16 protein-coding genes are annotated in these 17,914 nt (G+C 39.5%); 15 read left to right on the top strand and 1 reads right to left on the bottom strand.

Features of this window, described 5'->3' with window-relative positions:
* The first annotated feature begins 155 nt into the window (after positions 1 to 155).
* From J6O61_RS18545 to J6O61_RS18480, 14 genes are all read left to right on the top strand, one after another.
* Positions 156 to 746, top strand: coding sequence for an HD domain-containing protein (locus J6O61_RS18545; protein ID WP_292215793.1), 591 nt, complete (start codon positions 156 to 158; stop codon positions 744 to 746).
* A gap of 22 nt (positions 747 to 768) precedes the next feature.
* Positions 769 to 2,259 carry an aminotransferase class I/II-fold pyridoxal phosphate-dependent enzyme gene (locus J6O61_RS18540; protein ID WP_292215792.1) on the top strand — a complete coding sequence of 497 codons (1,491 nt, stop codon included), beginning with the start codon at positions 769 to 771 and terminating at the stop codon, positions 2,257 to 2,259.
* Positions 2,241 to 3,650 carry a pyruvate kinase gene (pyk, locus tag J6O61_RS18535; RefSeq protein WP_292215791.1) on the top strand — a complete coding sequence of 470 codons (1,410 nt, stop codon included), beginning with the start codon at positions 2,241 to 2,243 and terminating at the stop codon, positions 3,648 to 3,650. The genes J6O61_RS18540 and pyk overlap by 19 nt, the downstream gene beginning before the upstream one ends.
* A gap of 8 nt (positions 3,651 to 3,658) precedes the next feature.
* Positions 3,659 to 4,252, top strand: coding sequence for a guanylate kinase (locus tag J6O61_RS18530; RefSeq protein WP_292215790.1), 594 nt, complete (start codon positions 3,659 to 3,661; stop codon positions 4,250 to 4,252).
* A gap of 43 nt (positions 4,253 to 4,295) precedes the next feature.
* A complete protein-coding gene (locus J6O61_RS18525; protein WP_292215789.1) occupies positions 4,296 to 4,736 on the top strand; it encodes a YaaR family protein in 441 nt (146 codons plus the stop codon).
* A 10-nt stretch (positions 4,737 to 4,746) separates the two neighbouring features.
* Positions 4,747 to 5,793: a DNA polymerase III subunit gene (locus tag J6O61_RS18520; protein ID WP_292215788.1), complete on the top strand. Its 1,047-nt coding sequence runs from the start codon at positions 4,747 to 4,749 to the stop codon at positions 5,791 to 5,793.
* Positions 5,790 to 6,725 carry a PSP1 domain-containing protein gene (locus tag J6O61_RS18515; protein ID WP_292215787.1) on the top strand — a complete coding sequence of 312 codons (936 nt, stop codon included), beginning with the start codon at positions 5,790 to 5,792 and terminating at the stop codon, positions 6,723 to 6,725. The genes J6O61_RS18520 and J6O61_RS18515 overlap by 4 nt, the downstream gene beginning before the upstream one ends.
* Before the next feature lie 82 nt (positions 6,726 to 6,807).
* Positions 6,808 to 7,452, top strand: a complete 645-nt coding sequence (locus tag J6O61_RS18510) for a tRNA1(Val) (adenine(37)-N6)-methyltransferase (protein ID WP_442861716.1) — start codon at positions 6,808 to 6,810, stop codon at positions 7,450 to 7,452.
* A 71-nt stretch (positions 7,453 to 7,523) separates the two neighbouring features.
* The gene (gene rsmI / locus J6O61_RS18505; protein WP_292215786.1) at positions 7,524 to 8,369 is read left to right on the top strand and encodes a 16S rRNA (cytidine(1402)-2'-O)-methyltransferase; all 846 of its coding nucleotides are present in this window, start codon (positions 7,524 to 7,526) and stop codon (positions 8,367 to 8,369) included.
* Between the two features lie 43 nt (positions 8,370 to 8,412).
* Complete coding sequence (locus tag J6O61_RS18500) at positions 8,413 to 9,723, top strand: glycoside hydrolase family 27 protein (protein ID WP_292215785.1); 1,311 nt, start codon at positions 8,413 to 8,415, stop codon at positions 9,721 to 9,723.
* A 167-nt stretch (positions 9,724 to 9,890) separates the two neighbouring features.
* Positions 9,891 to 11,504: a phosphoenolpyruvate carboxykinase (ATP) gene (pckA, locus tag J6O61_RS18495; protein ID WP_292215784.1), complete on the top strand. Its 1,614-nt coding sequence runs from the start codon at positions 9,891 to 9,893 to the stop codon at positions 11,502 to 11,504.
* A 153-nt stretch (positions 11,505 to 11,657) separates the two neighbouring features.
* The gene (locus J6O61_RS18490) at positions 11,658 to 13,244 is read left to right on the top strand and encodes a GH25 family lysozyme (protein WP_292215783.1); all 1,587 of its coding nucleotides are present in this window, start codon (positions 11,658 to 11,660) and stop codon (positions 13,242 to 13,244) included.
* A gap of 77 nt (positions 13,245 to 13,321) precedes the next feature.
* Positions 13,322 to 14,065, top strand: a complete 744-nt coding sequence (locus J6O61_RS18485; RefSeq protein ID WP_292215782.1) for a hypothetical protein — start codon at positions 13,322 to 13,324, stop codon at positions 14,063 to 14,065.
* Positions 14,066 to 14,150: 85 nt separating this feature from the next.
* Positions 14,151 to 14,543 carry a pyridoxamine 5'-phosphate oxidase family protein gene (locus tag J6O61_RS18480; protein WP_292197288.1) on the top strand — a complete coding sequence of 131 codons (393 nt, stop codon included), beginning with the start codon at positions 14,151 to 14,153 and terminating at the stop codon, positions 14,541 to 14,543.
* Positions 14,544 to 14,656: 113 nt separating this feature from the next.
* Here J6O61_RS18480 and J6O61_RS18475 read toward each other — a convergent pair whose 3' ends face one another.
* The gene (locus tag J6O61_RS18475) at positions 14,657 to 16,024 is read right to left on the bottom strand and encodes an MFS transporter (protein ID WP_292215781.1); all 1,368 of its coding nucleotides are present in this window, start codon (positions 16,022 to 16,024) and stop codon (positions 14,657 to 14,659) included.
* A gap of 166 nt (positions 16,025 to 16,190) precedes the next feature.
* On the opposite strand from J6O61_RS18475, the gene J6O61_RS18470 reads away from it, so the two are divergent.
* Positions 16,191 to 17,894, top strand: coding sequence for a glycoside hydrolase family 43 protein (locus J6O61_RS18470; protein ID WP_292215780.1), 1,704 nt, complete (start codon positions 16,191 to 16,193; stop codon positions 17,892 to 17,894).
* Positions 17,895 to 17,914 lie beyond the last annotated feature (20 nt).

Here is a 17,914-nt window from a genome sequence, read left to right as displayed (position 1 = left end):
GATTCCGACTCTAGGCATCTTTTTTTTACTCTCAGTAAACGATTTGTTTACTGAGTTTTTTTATTTTTTATACTTTTCTGTATATATTCGTGATATCATAAAACAAGTTGATGCAAAAAGTAATAGATTTCAGGTTTTGTGAAAATGGTATAAGAATGAGACTATCGAAAGAAGATAAAAAAATAATCAAGACAGTCCTCAATATTAAGGACTATAATCCGGATACCTTTGATCCGGAAATATTGAATGAGCTTGAAAGTAGTGAAGAATATAGAGAGATCCTAAAAAAACATGGAGAAGAAATACTTTGTTCAGAGCAGTATGCAAGGCTGAAAGAGTTTATTCAGCATGGAAATGTAACTGTTTATGAACATAGTATTCATGTAGCTTTGTGTGCAATTAAGCTCAACAGAAAGCTTTCTATCAATGGAAGAGAAAGAGAGCTTGTTCGAGGCGCACTACTTCATGATTATTTTTTGTATGACTGGCATATTCAGGATGCTCCCGGCAATATACATCCTAAACTTCATGGATTTTATCATCCGGGAATAGCATTGAGAAATGCTACAAGAGATTTTTCGCTCTCAGAGAGAGAAAAGGATATAATAGTTAAGCATATGTGGCCATTGACAATTAATCCGCCAAGATGCAGAGAAGCATGGATTGTTTGTCTTGCTGATAAATATGCGTCAACACTTGAAACGCTTAAGCTACGAAAGGGAAAAATTAGAGTTAATTATGCCTGATCTGTACCAGGAGCTTATAAACTTGGCAGAAAGTGATATGTACCCATTGCATATGCCGGGTCATAAAAGAAATGAGATAAGCACCCCGATGAAGGGTGCTTTTCGCTGTGATATAACAGAAATAGATGGATTTGACAATCTTCATGATGAAAATGGAATTATTCTTGAGGCTGAAGAACGGGCAAATAAACTTTACGGTTCGGAGCAGACTTATTTTCTTGTAAATGGAAGTACAGGCGGAGTCTTATCTGCTGTTTCGGCAACTGTATCCCCAAGAGGGACTGTTCTTGCGGCAAGAGGGAGTCACAAGTCATTTTATCATGCAGTATATCTTAGAAATCTTAATGTTAAATATCTTCCGTATAAGCAAATTGATGGGATTAATATTCCGGATAGCTTTTCAGCACAGGATATTGAGCTGAATTTAGATGATAGTGTAGAAGCAGTTTTTATTACTTCACCAACATATGAAGGTAAGTGCTCGGATGTACGTGGGATCGCTAATGTATGTCATAAACGAGGTATTCCGCTCATTGTAGATGCAGCTCATGGGGCACATTTTGGATTTGGTAAAAAGAATCAGAAAAGTTCATATGATAACAAAGAAAACAGTAGTGATGTTCAGGCTGAAAACTTTTCGGTAAATCCCGGAATTAAGGCAGATTATAGATCATATAATGAATCATCACCTGAAGAATATTTTTCTGTTCCTGAAAATGCGATTACTCAGGGAGCAGATATTGTTATCCATAGTGTTCATAAGACACTTCCATCAATGACACAAACAGCATTGATTCATGTTTCAGGTAATCTGGTAGATAAAAGCAGATTAAAACGTTTTTTGAGAATATATCAAACCAGTAGTCCATCTTATGTTCTAATGTCTTCAATAGATCTTGCAATGAAAGAGATTGAAGAAAATAGTACTCAGTTTATAGATAAGCTTCTAAATTATAGGAACAAAATTCAAAGAGAAACGGCGAAGTGCAAGTTACTTAAAGTAATTGGCAAAAATGTAATAGATGATCCGTCAAAAGTACTAGTTTCTGTCCAAGATAGCACAATGACAGGAGAGCAGTTATATGATATACTTCGTGAGGAGTATCATCTTCAGCTGGAAATGGCCGGAGAAAAGACTGCTTTGGCAATCATAACAGGTTGGGATACGGAAGATGGGATTAGGCGTTTTATCAATGCTCTGATAGAAATTGATAAGAGACTATCAATGACGATTGAGTCTAAAGTTTCCAACAAAGTCGTTATTTTACCTAAAAAGAAAATGAATATATGTGAAGCATGGGACAAAGAAAAAGAAATTGTCCTATTCGATGAGGCTGAAAATAGGATTGCAGCAGAATTTGTAAATCTATATCCACCGGGAATACCAATCATTGCACCCGGTGAGGTTTATACAAGAGAAATAATTGAGAGCATTAAAGCTTACCTTGATCAAGGGCTTAATGTTCAGGGAATTGAAAGAAAGAAAGGATTTTTATGCGTAAGACAAAAATAATTTGTACAATTGGACCTGCAAGTGAGAATGAGGATAAACTTCGTGAGATTATGCTGGCAGGAATGAATGTTGCCCGCTTTAATTTTTCACATGGCTCACATGAGGAACATAAGAGAAAATATGACAGAATAAAAAAACTCAGAGATGAGCTTGGTTTACCGGTAGCTGTAATGCTTGATACAAAGGGACCGGAAATCAGATTAAAAGACTTTGAAAAAGGTAAGGTAGAGTTAACCGCCGGCCAGAAATTTACGCTTACTTCCCGTGACGTTATGGGAACCGAGTCAGAGGTTGCTATTACATATAAAGAACTTACAAATGATTGCCATAAGGGAATGACAATTCTTATTGATGATGGTCTTATTGAGTTAAAAGTAGAGGAAGTTACAGAGACTGATATTGTATGTACAGTTGTTAACGGTGGACCTGTTTCAGATAAAAAAGGCGTTAATGTTCCCGGGGCTGTTCTTACAATGCCATATCTTAGCGAGCAGGACAGAGGAGACATCGAATTTGGATGTGAGCAGGGATTTGACTTCGTAGCAGCATCATTTGTACGTACATCTGACGATGTCATGGCAATTCGTGAGATTTTAAAGGCTAAAAACAGCAATATGAAGATCATTGCCAAGATTGAGAGCACACAGGGTATTAAGAATCTTGAGGAGATACTTGATACAGCTGACGGAATCATGGTAGCCCGTGGTGATATGGGTGTTGAGGTTCCGTTTGAAGATGTACCTGTTATTCAGAAAGAGATGATCAAGCTCGCTGAATCAAAGGGAAAATATGTTATTACAGCGACTCAGATGCTTGATTCAATGATTCATCATCCACGTCCAACCCGTGCTGAGGTTACTGACGTAGCAAATGCCATTTATGACGGTACAACAGCAATCATGCTTTCCGGTGAGACAGCATCCGGAGATTATCCTGTAGAAGCTGTTAAGACAATGGCCAGAATTGCAGAGCGAACAGAAGCTGATATAGATTATGTAGGAAGGCTTCGCAAGAGAGACTATGCGCCATCTGATGTTACTAATGCTATTTCACATGCTACATGTAATATAGCAGCAGAGGTTGATGCAGACGCAATCCTTACAGTCACAATGTCAGGATTTACAGCAGCCATGGTTTCAAGATATAAGCCTAATTGCCAGATCATCGCATGCACTATTAACCCAACAGTTTGCAGACAGGCAAATCTTATGTGGGGTGTAACACCACTTCATATCAGACAGGAAGATACTGCAGACGAGTTGTTTAAAGAGGCTATTAATGCAGCTAAAAATGCCGGATATTTGAAAGCAGGAGATAAGGTTGTTCTTACGGCAGGAGTTCCGCTTGGAATTCCGGGAAGAACAAACATGATTCGTGTAGAGGAGCTTTAATTAAGCTAATGGGAAAGATATTTCTTTTGATGGGAAAGAGCACCTCGGGGAAGGATACGATTTACAAAGAACTAATAGTTAATGAGAAACTTGGACTTGAAAAAGTCGTGCCTTATACAACCAGACCCATGCGAGATGGGGAAAAAGACGGTGTACAGTACTTTTTTAAAGATGAAAATGAATATCTGAAACTTAGAGAAGATGGCAGGATTATCGAAGAAAGAACTTATCACACCAAGTACGGTGAGTGGAGATATTTTACTGTTGATGATGGGCAGATAAATCTTCAGAACGGAAATTATCTTGTAATTGGTACTTTAGAATCCTATTGCTATATCAGAGACTATTTTGGAAAAGAAAACGTGGAGCCGGTTCTTATTGATGTTGATGCAAAAGTTCGGCTTGAAAGGGCGATGCATCGTGAGAATAAGCAGGAACATCCAAAATATGATGAGATGTGCAGACGTTTCCTTGCAGATGAAGAAGATTTTAGTGAAGAGAAGATAGTAGCGGCAGGAATAACCAAGAGATTTACAAATAATGACAACTTAGAGACATGTATTAGTGAAATTACAGAATACATTACTCAGAAAATAGGATAAAATATTATTGTAACTATAACGGCTTTACCAGTGAGGTCAAGGTATGGATATTAGAATAAATAATATTCTAAAGCCAAATGAGATTCAGGGACAGGAACCGGTCCAGGAAGCTTCAGGAGATTTTAAGTTTGTTCTGACAAGTAAGCTTGAAGATACAAATCTTGCAGAGCGACTTAATCTCATGATGCAGGATATTGTCCAGCAGGGACAGAAAATTGGCAAGCGCAATGACATCAAGGATATGCAGCGTTATAGAGTGCTTATAAAAGATTTTTTTAATGAAGTGGTAACAAGATCACATGTCTTTTCAAGAGAAAATTTTCTCGATAGAAAAGGGAGACATCGTGTGTACGGAATAATAAGACAGGTAGATGATGAGCTTGATGAGCTCGCAAGAGAACTTGTCAAAGACGAAAAAGACAACATTGGTATTCTGGCTAAGATAGGGCAGATAGAGGGGCTTTTGTTGGATATTTTTACCTGAGGGAGTAAAGATGGCGGATTTTTCCGATATTATAGATCAAGTTCAGATGAAAGAGCACATGCAGAATGCGCTCTTAACAGAAAAAGTATCTCATGCATATATAATATCAGGAGAAAACGGCTCAGGAAAAGAGTTTATAGCCAGAGTTTTTGCGAAAGCGCTGCAGTGCGAGAGCAGGCATGAAAAAGAAGGGATGATAGAAAGCTGCAATGAGTGTCCTTCATGTGTGAAGGCTCTTAGCTTAAATCATCCGGATATTATTACACTCACCCATGAAAAACCTGCCAGTATAGGTGTAGATGATATTAGACATGGGATAAGAGATGATGTTGTAATAAGACCTTATGAAAGTAAGTATAAGATTTATATAATTCCAGAAGGCGAGAAAATGACACCGGCTGCTCAGAATGCTCTTTTAAAGACTTTGGAAGAGCCGCCGTCATATGTGGTTATTATTATTCTGACCAATAACCTGAATGCCTTTCTTCCCACGATAATAAGCAGATGCATAGTACTCCCCATGAAGCCCGCCAAGGATGATTCCATAAAGAAGTATCTTATGGAAAATTATCATGTGGTGGATTATAAAGCTATGCTTTGCGCTTCTTTTGCCAGGGGCAATGTTGGAAAAGCTTTGGAGCTGGCTTCTAATGAGAAGTTTGATAATCTCAAAAACAGTACAATCGAGCTTGTGTCCAAGCTCAAGGCTTTAGAAACACATGATATCATGGACAGACTTCATGAAATTCTTTCCCCGGATGAAGAGAGTGAAAAAACCAGTAAAAAAGGCATAGATACAGCTGCTCTTGAAGACTTTATGGATGTAATGATTTTTTTGTTCAGAGATATGCTTGTTTACAAGTCCACAGAAAATGTGGATCACTTGATTTTCTCTGACAAATTATCGTATATTAGAAGTGTTACTGAAAAGTGTTCTTACACACAAATTGATGAGATGATCCATGATTTGGAGAAAGCCAAAAACAGGATCAATTCTAATGTTAATATAGATCTTGCATTGGAGCTGATGCTCCTTGCTGTTAAGGAGAATTTATGACCAAAGTAATCGGCGTAAGGTTTAGAACAGCCGGAAAGATATATTTCTTTTCACCAGGAAAATATGTTATTAAAAAGGGCGACCACGTAATTGTTGAGACTGCACGAGGAGTGGAGTACGGTACTGTAGTAGGAGAGCCGAGAGAAGTTGAGGATGACGAGGTTGTTAAGCCTTTAAAGCCTGTACTCAGAACAGCAAGTACCAAGGATGATGAGCAGGAAAAGGCGAACAGGGAAAAAGAAAGAGAAGCGTTTAAAGTTTGCCTTGAAAAGATCAAAAAGCATAATCTTGAGATGAAGCTTATTGATGCTGAGTACACATTTGATAATAACAAGATACTTTTTTACTTTACAGCTGATGGCCGAATTGACTTTAGAGAGCTGGTAAAAGATCTTGCGGCAGTGTTTAAGACAAGAATTGAGCTTAGGCAGATCGGTGTAAGGGATGAGACCAAGATAATCGGCGGATATGGAATCTGTGGCAGGCCGCTTTGCTGCCATTCATATTTGTCAGACTTTGTTCCGGTTTCTATTAAAATGGCTAAGGAGCAGAGCTTATCGCTTAATCCCACCAAGATTTCCGGGGTATGCGGAAGACTCATGTGTTGTCTTAAGAACGAAGAGGACGTATATGAGGAGCTTAACAGAAAGATGCCCGGAGTCGGTGACATATGCAAGACCAAGGATGGACTTGAAGGTGAGGTTTCAAGTGTGAATATCCTCAGGCAGACTCTCAAGATTCTGGTAGATGTTGATGATGAGAAGGAAGTTCACGAGTACAAGCTTGATGATATAGAGTCAATCAAGAAAAAACCAAAGAAAAAGAATCAGAACAATAAAAAGAATTCTCAGGAAGATGAAGAGATGAAAGAGCTTGAGAAACTTGAGAAGATTGAGAAACAGGAAGGAAAGTCAAAACTTGGGGACAATTGATTTAAAGCCCGGAGAAAGACTGGACGATCTGCAGAGAAATGGTTATAGAATCATTCAGGATCCGGAGAGATTCTGCTTTGGCATGGATGCGGTTCTTTTATCCGGATTTGCGACAGCGCCGGATGGAGGAAGGCTCCTTGATCTGGGAACAGGAACCGGTATAATACCTATACTTATGGCTGCTAAAACAAGAGCTAAGGAACTTATTGGCCTTGAAATCCAGCCCGAAAGCGCAGATATGGCTAATCGCAGTGTGATTCTTAATGACCTTGGAGAAAGAGTTAAGATAATTAGTGGAGACATTAAGGAGGCAGGCGATTTATTCGAAGCTGCCTCTTTTGACGTTGTAACGAGTAATCCGCCTTACATGATAGGTGGCCATGGACTGCAAAATCCTGAAGGACCCAAGGCGATAGCAAGACACGAGGTACTCTGTGATCTTGAGGATGTGGTTAAGGCAGCAGCAAGATGTCTTAGACCAGGGGGCAAATTCTATATGGTACATAGGCCATTCAGACTTGCTGAGATAATGGTGGTTATGAACCGTTATAAGCTTGAGCCAAAGAGAATGAGACTTGTTTATCCTTTTATAGATAAAGAGCCAAGCATGGTGCTTATCGAAGGTGCCCGCGGTGGAAAGTCGAGAATTACAGTTGAACCTCCGCTTATAATATATGAATCTCAAAACAAATATACAAAAGAGATTTATGACATATACGGTTTTTGACTAAAACGAAATAAAGATTTCAGAATACTATTTGGATAAAAAGAACTGAATAATAATAGATAGGTAATAATATGCAGGGAAAGTTATATTTATGTGCAACCCCAATCGGCAATCTGGCTGATATGACATTCAGGGTATTGGAAACACTAAAGAGTGTTGATCTGATTGCGGCAGAGGATACGAGAAACAGCATTAAACTGCTCAATCATTTTGACATACATACAGAAATGACAAGTTATCACGAGTACAATAAGTTTGATAAGGCAAAATGGCTTATTGAGAAGATGCTTGAGGGGACAAATGTTGCGCTTATAACAGATGCCGGGACACCTGCCATTTCTGATCCGGGTGAGGTTTTGGTGGCAGAATGTCACAAAGCAGGAATAACAGTTACGTCTCTTCCGGGACCGGCAGCATGTATTACCGCACTGACTTTATCAGGGCTTAGTACAAGACGTTTTTGTTTTGAAGGTTTTTTGCCACCGATTGATGATAAGAAAGCAAGAAAAAGAATTCTCGAAGATTTGCAGAATGAGTCAAGGACGATGATAGTTTATGAGGCTCCGCATCACCTAAAGGCGGTCTTAAATGACCTTTATGAAAATCTTGGAAACAGAAGAATATCAATTTGCAGGGAGCTTACCAAGAAGTTTGAAGAGGTAACACCAACTACAATAGAAGATGCAATTTCTTTTTATGAAAAAAATGAACCGCGAGGTGAGTATGTTCTGGTGATTGAGGGCAAGAGCTTAAAGGAACAGGACGAGGAAAAGAGACTTTCCTGGCAGGAAATGAGCATAGAGGATCATATGAAGTACTATGAGGATATGGGTGTACCTCATAAAGATGCAATGAAGAAGGTAGCAGCTGACAGGGGTGTCGGCAAAAGAGATATTTATCAGGCTCTATTGAAATAATACAATAAAAATTCATATACAATGTAAGACTTGAGGAGGTTATATGGGAGAAAGGGAATATGTAGCAAAGAGACCGCCTATGGGGTGGAACAGCTGGGATTGTTACGGAGCAAGTGTAAATGAGGAGCAGCTTTTAGGTAATGCCAGATATATGGCAGAGCATTTAAAAGACCATGGATGGGAGTATGTGATCTGTGATATTCAGTGGTATGAGCCAACAGCTGATTCTCATTATTATCACAAGTTTACAGAGCTTGAAATGGATGAGTATTCAAGGCTTATTCCTGCTGTTAACAGATTTCCGTCAGCAAAAGACGGAAAGGGATTTGGTCCAATAGCTGATCAGATTCATGATATGGGGCTTAAGTTTGGAATTCACATTATGAGAGGAATCCCCAGACAGGCAGTTCATAGAAACACGAAACTCATGGGAACGGATGCAACAGCCAGAGACATAGCGCATGCCTCAAGTGTTTGCATGTGGAACACAGATATGTACGGCGTTGATGCCAAGGCAAAAGGTGCTCAGGAGTACTACGATTCGATCTTCAAGATGTATGCAGATTGGGGCATAGACTATGTGAAAGTTGATGACATAGCAAGAGTCGATTACGCACCGGAGGCACCGGGAGCAGCTTTTTCAGAAATCGAGTTGATAAAAAATGCTATTGCAAATTGTGGAAGGAAAATTGTTCTTAGCCTTTCACCGGGACCTGCTAAGGTTGAGCAAAAAGACTTTTTGCTGAATAATGCCAACATGTGGCGCATGACAGATGACTTCTGGGATAAGTGGGAACACCTTTATGGAATGTTTGAAAGATGCTACGCATGGCAGGGTATTGGTTGTAAAGATCATTGGCCCGATTGCGATATGCTTCCTTTGGGACACGTGTGTGTATGCAATCATGAAGGCGCTGAGAAAGGACATTTCAGTCATTTCACACAGGATGAACAAAAGATTCTTATGACTTTGTGGTGTATGTTCAGATCACCACTGATGTTTGGTGGAGAACTTAGGGATAACGATGATTTTACAAACAGTCTTTTAACCAACGATAGAATTCTGAATATGCAGAAAAATGGCAGAAAAGCCAGACAGATCATGAGAAAAGATGACTGCATTATCTGGAGAAGTGTAACCAAGGATGAAAGGCTTTACATAGCTCTTTTCAACATCAGTGAAAATGAACAGAAGATTAAGCTGAAGTTCAAGGATCTGGGTCTGTCAGCAAGGAAGAAATACATGTCGGTTGAGATGTGGAGCAACGTGGCAAAAGAACTGTCAAATGGTGAGAAGTTTAAACTTAAACCACATTCTGTTTTATGCTTCGAGATCGACAATTATTTACAGTAATTTTATAGATATTTTGCATTAAAAAACTTGTTAAAACTTTGACTTTGTAGTATAAAAGTAGTATCGGGCGTAATTTTCCGATATTTTTAGTGTGTAACTACGGATTATCAGATTATTTAAACGATTTATCCGGAAAAACAAATATTTAAAGAAAAGAGGATAGCAAAATGGCAAACATCGATTTAAGCCAGTATGGCATCACAGGAGTAAAAGAAGTCGTTTACAATCCATCATACGAGCAGCTCTTTGCTGATGAGACTGATCCAAGTCTTGAGGGATTTGACAAAGGCCAGGAAACAGAGCTTGGTGCCGTAAACGTAATGACAGGTATTTATACAGGCCGTTCTCCTAAAGATAAGTTCATCGTAGAAGACGAGAAGTCTAAGGACACAGTATGGTGGACATCTGAGGAGTATCCTAATGATAACCACAGAGCATCACAGGCAGCTTGGGACGCATGCAAAAAGCTTGCTGTAGAAGAGCTTTCGAACAAGAAGCTTTATGTAGTAGATGGTTTCTGCGGAGCTAACAAAGACACACGTCTTGCAGTTCGTTTCATTATGGAAGTAGCTTGGCAGGCTCACTTTGTTAAGAACATGTTCATCCGTCCTACAGAGGAAGAGCAGGCTAATTTCAAGCCTGATTTCGTTGTTTACAATGCTTCTAAGGCTAAAGTTACAAACTACAAGGAACTCGGTCTTAACTCTGAGACAGCAGTTCTTTTCAACGTAACAAGCAAAGAGCAGGTTATCCTTAATACATGGTACGGCGGAGAGATGAAGAAAGGTCTGTTCTCAATGCAGAACTACTTCCTTCCACTTCAGGGCATGGCTTCTATGCACTGCTCAGCCAACACAGATATGGAAGGTAAGCACACAGCTATCTTCTTTGGTCTTTCAGGAACAGGTAAGACAACACTTTCAACAGATCCTAAGAGACTCCTCATCGGTGATGACGAGCACGGCTGGGATGACAACGGCGTATTCAACCTTGAAGGTGGTTGCTATGCTAAGGTTATCGGTCTTGATAAAGAGTCTGAGCCTGATATCTACAATGCAATCAAGAGAAATGCTCTTCTTGAGAACGTAACAGTAGATGCTAACGGCAAGATTGATTTTGACGATAAGAGCGTTACAGAGAATACTCGTGTATCATATCCTATCGAGTTCATCGATAAGATTGCTCAGAAGGTAAACAAGGTTTCAGCTGGTCCTGATGCTGAGAACGTAATCTTCCTTTCAGCAGATGCTTTCGGAGTACTTCCTCCTGTATCAATCCTTACACCTGAGCAGACACAGTACTACTTCCTTTCAGGCTTCACAGCTAAGCTTGCAGGAACAGAGAGAGGAATCACAGAGCCTACACCTACATTCTCAGCTTGCTTTGGACAGGCATTCCTTGAGCTTCATCCTACAAAGTACGCTCAGGAACTTGTTAAGAAGATGGAGAAGAGTGGAGCTAAGGCTTATCTTGTAAACACAGGTTGGAACGGAACAGGCAAGAGAATTTCTATTAAGGATACTCGTGGAATCATCGATGCAATCCTTAACGGAGATGTTCTTAAGGCTGAGACAAAGAAGATTCCTTACTTCGATTTCGAAGTACCTACATCTCTTCCTGGAGTTGATCCTGCAATTCTTGATCCTAGAGATACATATGCTAACGCTTCTGAGTGGGAAGAGAAGGCTAAGGATCTTGCTGCAAGATTCCAGAAGAACTTCGTTAAGTACACAGGCAATGATGCTGGTAAGGCTCTTGTAGCTGCCGGCCCACAGCTTTGATAATAGTTGGCGTATAAAAGCCGAATATAGAAATTGTTAATTTAATCCATCAGGGTTTGCAGGCGCAGACTCTGATGGATTTATATGTTGGGGAAAAAGAATTGGCGTTATTGATTTAACAGACTTGAAGATTATAGCTTGCGGGGAATGTGTATGAAAAGGAATTATGATAATAGCTTTAGAAATGATAATGGGGGAGTAATGAGAATTGCAATAGGTGGGGCAATAGTGCTGCTACTTATTGTAACCGGAATTATAGCTTTGTTTTCGTGGAAGAAAACTACTGAAAAACCGAATTTGGATGAAGAGGGGGATATTTTTGAAGAGGTTAGAAGCACTGACAATATGCAGGAAGAAAATGTTGTCAGCACAGCCTTATATGAAAAATCAGACATAGAAGATGAAAGTGAGGAAGACAGCTCAGAAGCAGCTTCTGATATATCGATAGATAATAATTCTAATGACATAGATCCTGAAGGTTTTACCGGAACTACAAGCGGATCAGAAATTGATATAACTGAGATTGTTAGTGCAAGTAACGTTGGAGAAAATACAAACGTCACATATGGAATAGATGTGTCCAGGTTTCAGGGAACCATTAGCTGGGAGCAGGTTGCAGGAAGTGGTATTGATTTTGCTATGATAAGAGTTGGTTATAGGAATCCCAAAACAGGTGAAATTATCGAGGATACTAATGCAAAGTACAATATGCAGGAGGCGGAAAAGAACGGTATAAAGATTGGAGTTTATTTCTTTTCAACCGCAGTGAATAGTGAAGAGGCAATAGAAGAGGCAGACTGGGTAACAAACTTTATAGCTAAATATCCTATAACATATCCTGTAGGTTTTAACTGTGAAGGCTTTGAAAATGATACAAGCAGGCAAGTAAATCTTTCTAAAGATGAGAGAAGCAATATAGCAATGGCTTTTTTGAATGAGATATACAATGCCGGGTATACACCTATTTTTTACGCCTCACAGAGTGAACTAATTGGAGATTCAAAGTGGAACACTTCGCAAATTCAGCAAAAATACAAAATATGGATGGCCTGGTATGATCAGGATGTCAGCAATATTGCAAATGGACCGGATTATGACGGACAGTGCGCTATGTGGCAGTACACAAGTAATGGAACGGTACCGGGAATTAGTGGCAGGGTAGATGTGGATGTGGCATATTTTGGTTATAATGGAACAGAGACGGCAAAAGATACATCTGAAAGAGAAACCGTTTCAGCAGATGTTGAAGCCCTAATGAATTTTGATCAGGTAAATGAAACTGTTACAGCCAAAAACAGTACAAATCTTCGTGATAAGCCTAGTCAGGGAAGTGACAGTACAGTTATGGTAACCCTGGAAAACGGTCAGACTGCGCAAAGAACTGGTGTAAGTTCAAGTGGCTGGTCAAGAGTTGTCTACAATGAAAAGACATACTATGCAGTTTCAAGTTACCTGACTACTGATCTTAGTGCGCCCAAACAAGAAACGCAGCAAACTCAGGAAGTATCAGGCTTTAAGACTAAATTTACCGATTGCAATGAAACTGTTACAGCTAAGGACATTGTAAATCTTCGTAATAAGCCAAGTGTAACGGATGAAGATTCGCAGGTTATTGCTACATTATCAGAAGGAGAAACTGCGCTTAGAACGGGAATTAATAATGATTACGGCTGGTCAAGGGTTGAATATAATGGACAGACACTTTATTGCGTAAGTAGTTACCTTAAAATTGCAGAATGAAATAATTGTTAATGCCTCATGCAACATAAGATTAAGATGAGTATATACAGTTCATATTATAAGGAGGAACTGAAATTATGAGCATAATAGTAGACTATGCTCCCATAATCTACATGGATAAGAAAGAGCCAATTAAGATAAAGAAGGTTGGTTATGAAATATATACTGAGAACGGGACAAAGAGTAAGTCATTTAACAGGAGCTTTGATTTTGAAAACTTTAAAGGAGCAGTCAAGGTAATTGAGTATGCATATTATCTTGATTATGATATTCAGCATTTATATGACCTTGAACATATCTGGATATATCTTGATAAAGCGGGAAATATTGTTGGGGCTGAAGGGAGCTACCATGGACGATTTTTAAATGCGATAGTTCCGGAACTTACTTTATTTAATAAAAGGGATACGCCTGGTGAGGAACTTTTTGTAAAAAGAGGTAACTGTGCGGAGGTAGTTTATCCTAAAGGCAGCAGGCTGATCATGTATTCTCAGCCGGGAAAGCATGCAATGCTGTGTAGTCCAAAGCTCATGTATTTATATACCGAGCTTTTTGAGAGTTGCGGAAGGCTTGCGGGCATTCATGGACTGGATGCGCCGGAAAGATATCTTAAGGATATTCATATAACGGATGAAGAGAATGAGAAGGTTGTTAAGTACATAAAAGAGAATTTTTCATTTGAACCATCAATGGAATTTGAGGAAGTTTCAATTCCTGAAACAGACTACATGCCCTGGGATGAGCTAGCAGAGCAGATCCCAATATTTATTAAAGACCAGCTAAAAACTATACTTTCTTGCGAGTGGCAAATGAGAAAATAAGGTGTTGCCTTTCGGGATTGCACGCAATATAATTATATAAAACATAACCATGATTGCTACATTTTTTATAAAGGAGATGAAAAAGATGGAGAGAGTTGCACAGTTTCTTAAAGACGCAGGAACATATTATCTTGCTACAGTAGAGGGAGATCAGCCAAGAGTAAGACCTTTTGGAACAGCTCACATTTTTGAAGGAAAGCTTTACATTCAGACAGGAAAAGTAAAGGATGTGTCAAAGCAGATCCATGCTAATCCTAAGGTTGAGATTTGTGCTTTCAAAGGCGGAGAATGGCTTCGTGTAGCAGGTGAGCTTGTAGAGGATGACAGAGTTGAAGCTCGTCAGTCACTTCTTGATGCTTACCCATCACTTCAGAACATGTACAAAGCAGATGATGGAAACACAGAAGTATTCTATCTTAAGAATGCAACTGCAACATTCAGCTCATTCACTAGCGAGCCTGAAGTTGTTAAGTTCTAAATAAACTCCTCATAACATGAAAAAGCTGCCCAGTGTTCTACTCACTGAGCAGCTTTTTCAGTTAGAAATATTTCGCTTGATTTTTTTATTTTATAAATTCTCAACTGATTTGATCAGATCTCATCGCTTCCTTTAAGTTCTTTTATCTTTCCAAGAATCTGTTTTTCATTAAAAGTAAAGAAGATGCAGGCTCCGATAAAGCAGCAGATAAATGCAACAAGTGCTGTCAAACGGTAGCTCTGTTTGGTCTGTGAAACAGTAACTGATGTGAAGATTACCATTGCAAGGGCCTGTCCCATCTTGAAAGCAAAAGTTCTGGCAGCAAAGAACATGCCGCTTCTGTCTTCGCCTGTTTCAAGTCTTGTAAGCTCTGCCACATCAGCAACGCATGCCTGAGGGAGAATTCCAAGGATAGCCATTGGTACAGCTGCTGTTACAGCGATGATGAATCCCCAATGAAGACCTTTTCCGCAGAATACTGTGATAGCAAAAACGCAGCAGTATGCGAAAAATCCGATGATGATAAGTGTCTTTTTACCAATCTTCTTGGCAAGAAGGTTTACCAGAGGATAGAGCATAACACTTATGGCTGTCATAGTAGCAGTTAAAACAAAGGTCCAGGTATCCTCAATCTCCATAAGCTTGGTCTCATAGAAGGCAAGACCTGTCTGGAAAAGAGTCAGCGCAAAGAAATAGATAACATCGCTATATACGAAGTGACGGAACTGAACATTTGAAAAGGTCTGGGCAAGAGATTTAAATGGCTTGGTATCGCTTGGTGTGCTGTCGATATAGTCTTTTTCATTAATATAAAATGCAGGGATGAGCATTGCGATACATGCAATTGCAGACATGATAGCAACTGACAGACGGATAGCACCCTTTTGTCCGGCTATCCCTGTAAGCGCTCCTGCAAGGTTTGGAAGCAGGAACGAAATACTCTGACCAACGATAAAAGTAAATGAAATATAAGTTGAAACGTTGATCCTGTGCTGCTGTGTATCACCGAGCTCTGCAATAAGAGCGTTGTATGGAGTGCAGAACATGGTCATGAAGAGGTAAAAGACCATGAGCAGAACAAAAAGAGAAACGTCGTTAGCTGCAATTACTGATGTCTGAGGAAGTGCAAAAAGTCCAATTGTGCAAAGCGAAAATGGAATTGCCATTGCGCGTAAGAATGGGATTCGACGGCCTTTTTTGTTGGAGCATCTGTCGGACCATCCTGCAATCAGAGGATCTGTTATGGCGTCAAATATTCTTCCCGCAGCAAGGACAAGACCAAATAAAGTAAGCTTAAATAGAATTGGTTCCTGTGTTATGCCTGATGCAAAGAGGCCGGTGTTTGGATTTTGGGCATCGGGACTTCCGGTGTAGTAGTACACCATCCAGTTAGATACGATTCCAGATAAAAGACTCCATCCAAACTGCCCCAATGCAAAAATCCATAAAAGTTTGTTAGTAATAGGTTTTAGCTGTTTCATGATGTGTGCGTCCTTTCGAAGTTTATGAAACTATTATAACGCAAACCGGTTTCCAATGGTGAAATAATAAATAGCAGAAAAAGTTAGTAAACCGGCAGATGATTATATACAGAATCTTTGGCGGTTTATATAGAGTAGTAGATACAGAAGTTCAAGGGAGAAAATCATGATCAGTAATCCTATACTAAAGGGCTTTCACCCGGATCCCTCAATCATAAGAGTTGGAGACGAATATTATATTGCGACTTCAACATTTGAATGGTGGCCCGGTGTCAGGCTTCATCACTCGAAAGATTTAAAGAACTGGGAATTAATAGAGTACCCATTAAATCGTGTGAGCCAACTTGATCTAAGAGGAGTTGGTCCATCACAGGGTATATGGGCGCCCTGCCTTACATATGAAAATGGAATATTTTACTTAGTCTACACAATAGTGCGTTCATTCTACTGCAACATGTATGATACGGAAAATTTTCTGGTTACGGCCACAGACATACATGGCCCCTGGAGTGAACCGGTACCGCTTAATAACTTTGGCTTTGATCCATCTCTTTTTCATGATGATGATGGGAAAAAGTACATGGTGTCGATGGTTACTGACCACAGAGTGCCAAAAAAGTATGCTGGAAGAATTGTTCTGCAGGAATATGATTCCAAAGCGCAGCGCATGATCGGTGAGGCAAAAGATATTTTTAAAGCATCAGATATCTTTTTAGAAGGACCGCATATTTTTAAAAGAAACGGATGGTACTATCTCTTTTGTGCAGACACCGGGACGGGAGAATTGCATGGACAGTCAATTCTTCGTTCCAGAAATATCCGAGGACCGTATGAGATGAAAAAAGACAAGCCTGAAAAATGGGAAAAGGGCGAAGCCTATTCAATCATGACATCAAGGCATAATCCGGATATTCTTCTTCAAAAGGCAGGCCATTGTGACATGGTAGAAACTCAGGAAGGCGAATGGTACATGGTTCATCTGTGTGGAAGACCAAGTGATAAAAGAAATCCGGAAACAGTAGAGCGATTTAAAAACTCAAGAAGATATATGTTAGGAAGAGAGACTGCTATACAAAAAGTAATATGGGAGAATGACTGGCCATATCTTTATAGCGAAAAAGATGAAAGAGTTACTACTGTTCCTCAGGAAAAAGTGTTTGAGCCAACCTTTGAGAAAAGAATTGATGAAAGCAGTAAAAAAAATGAGGAGATTTCCGTAGGTGATAATAAGAGGATATTTGAGAAAGACGACTTTGATAACCTAGTTTTAAACCCTGATTATCAGTCTCTTAGGATTCCTATGGATGAAAGGTATCTTTCTTTATCAGAAAGACCGGGGTATTTAAGGTTGTTTGGCAGAAGCGGGCTATCATCGCAGTTTTCCCAAAGCCTTATAGCAAGAAGAATGACTTCTTACAACATGGAGATAAAAACTTGTGTTGAGTATGAACCAAAAGTCTTTAAGCAGATGGCGGGACTTATTTTTATGTATGATACAGAGAATTATCTTTATCTCCATATCACGCATGATGAGGACATTGGTAAATGCATAACACTACTAAAATACGAGAATAAGAAAGCTGGGTATTTAAGTGATTATATCCCGATACCTGAGAAGGAGCCAGTCAGATTAAAACTTACTATCAATGGTACTGAGGCGATATTTGAGTACAGCGTGGGAGATCCGGACAAAAGCTCCTGTATCACAAACCGGATTGCACCACCTGTTGATGCAAGCTTTTTATCGGACGAAGCATGTAATCAAGGTTGGTTTACAGGAGCAATGATAGGAATATGCACTCAGGATCTGACAGGCTTTGGTCTTAATGCTGATTTTGATTATTTTGAAGTAAAAGATTTATCGATGTGAATTATATTAAATGAGGAAAA

The organism is Butyrivibrio sp. (genome assembly GCF_017635265.1).
Lineage (GTDB): Bacteria > Bacillota > Clostridia > Lachnospirales > Lachnospiraceae > Butyrivibrio.
The sequence above is the reverse complement of the archived record's forward strand: the minus strand, read 5'-3'. Positions and strand labels throughout refer to the sequence as shown.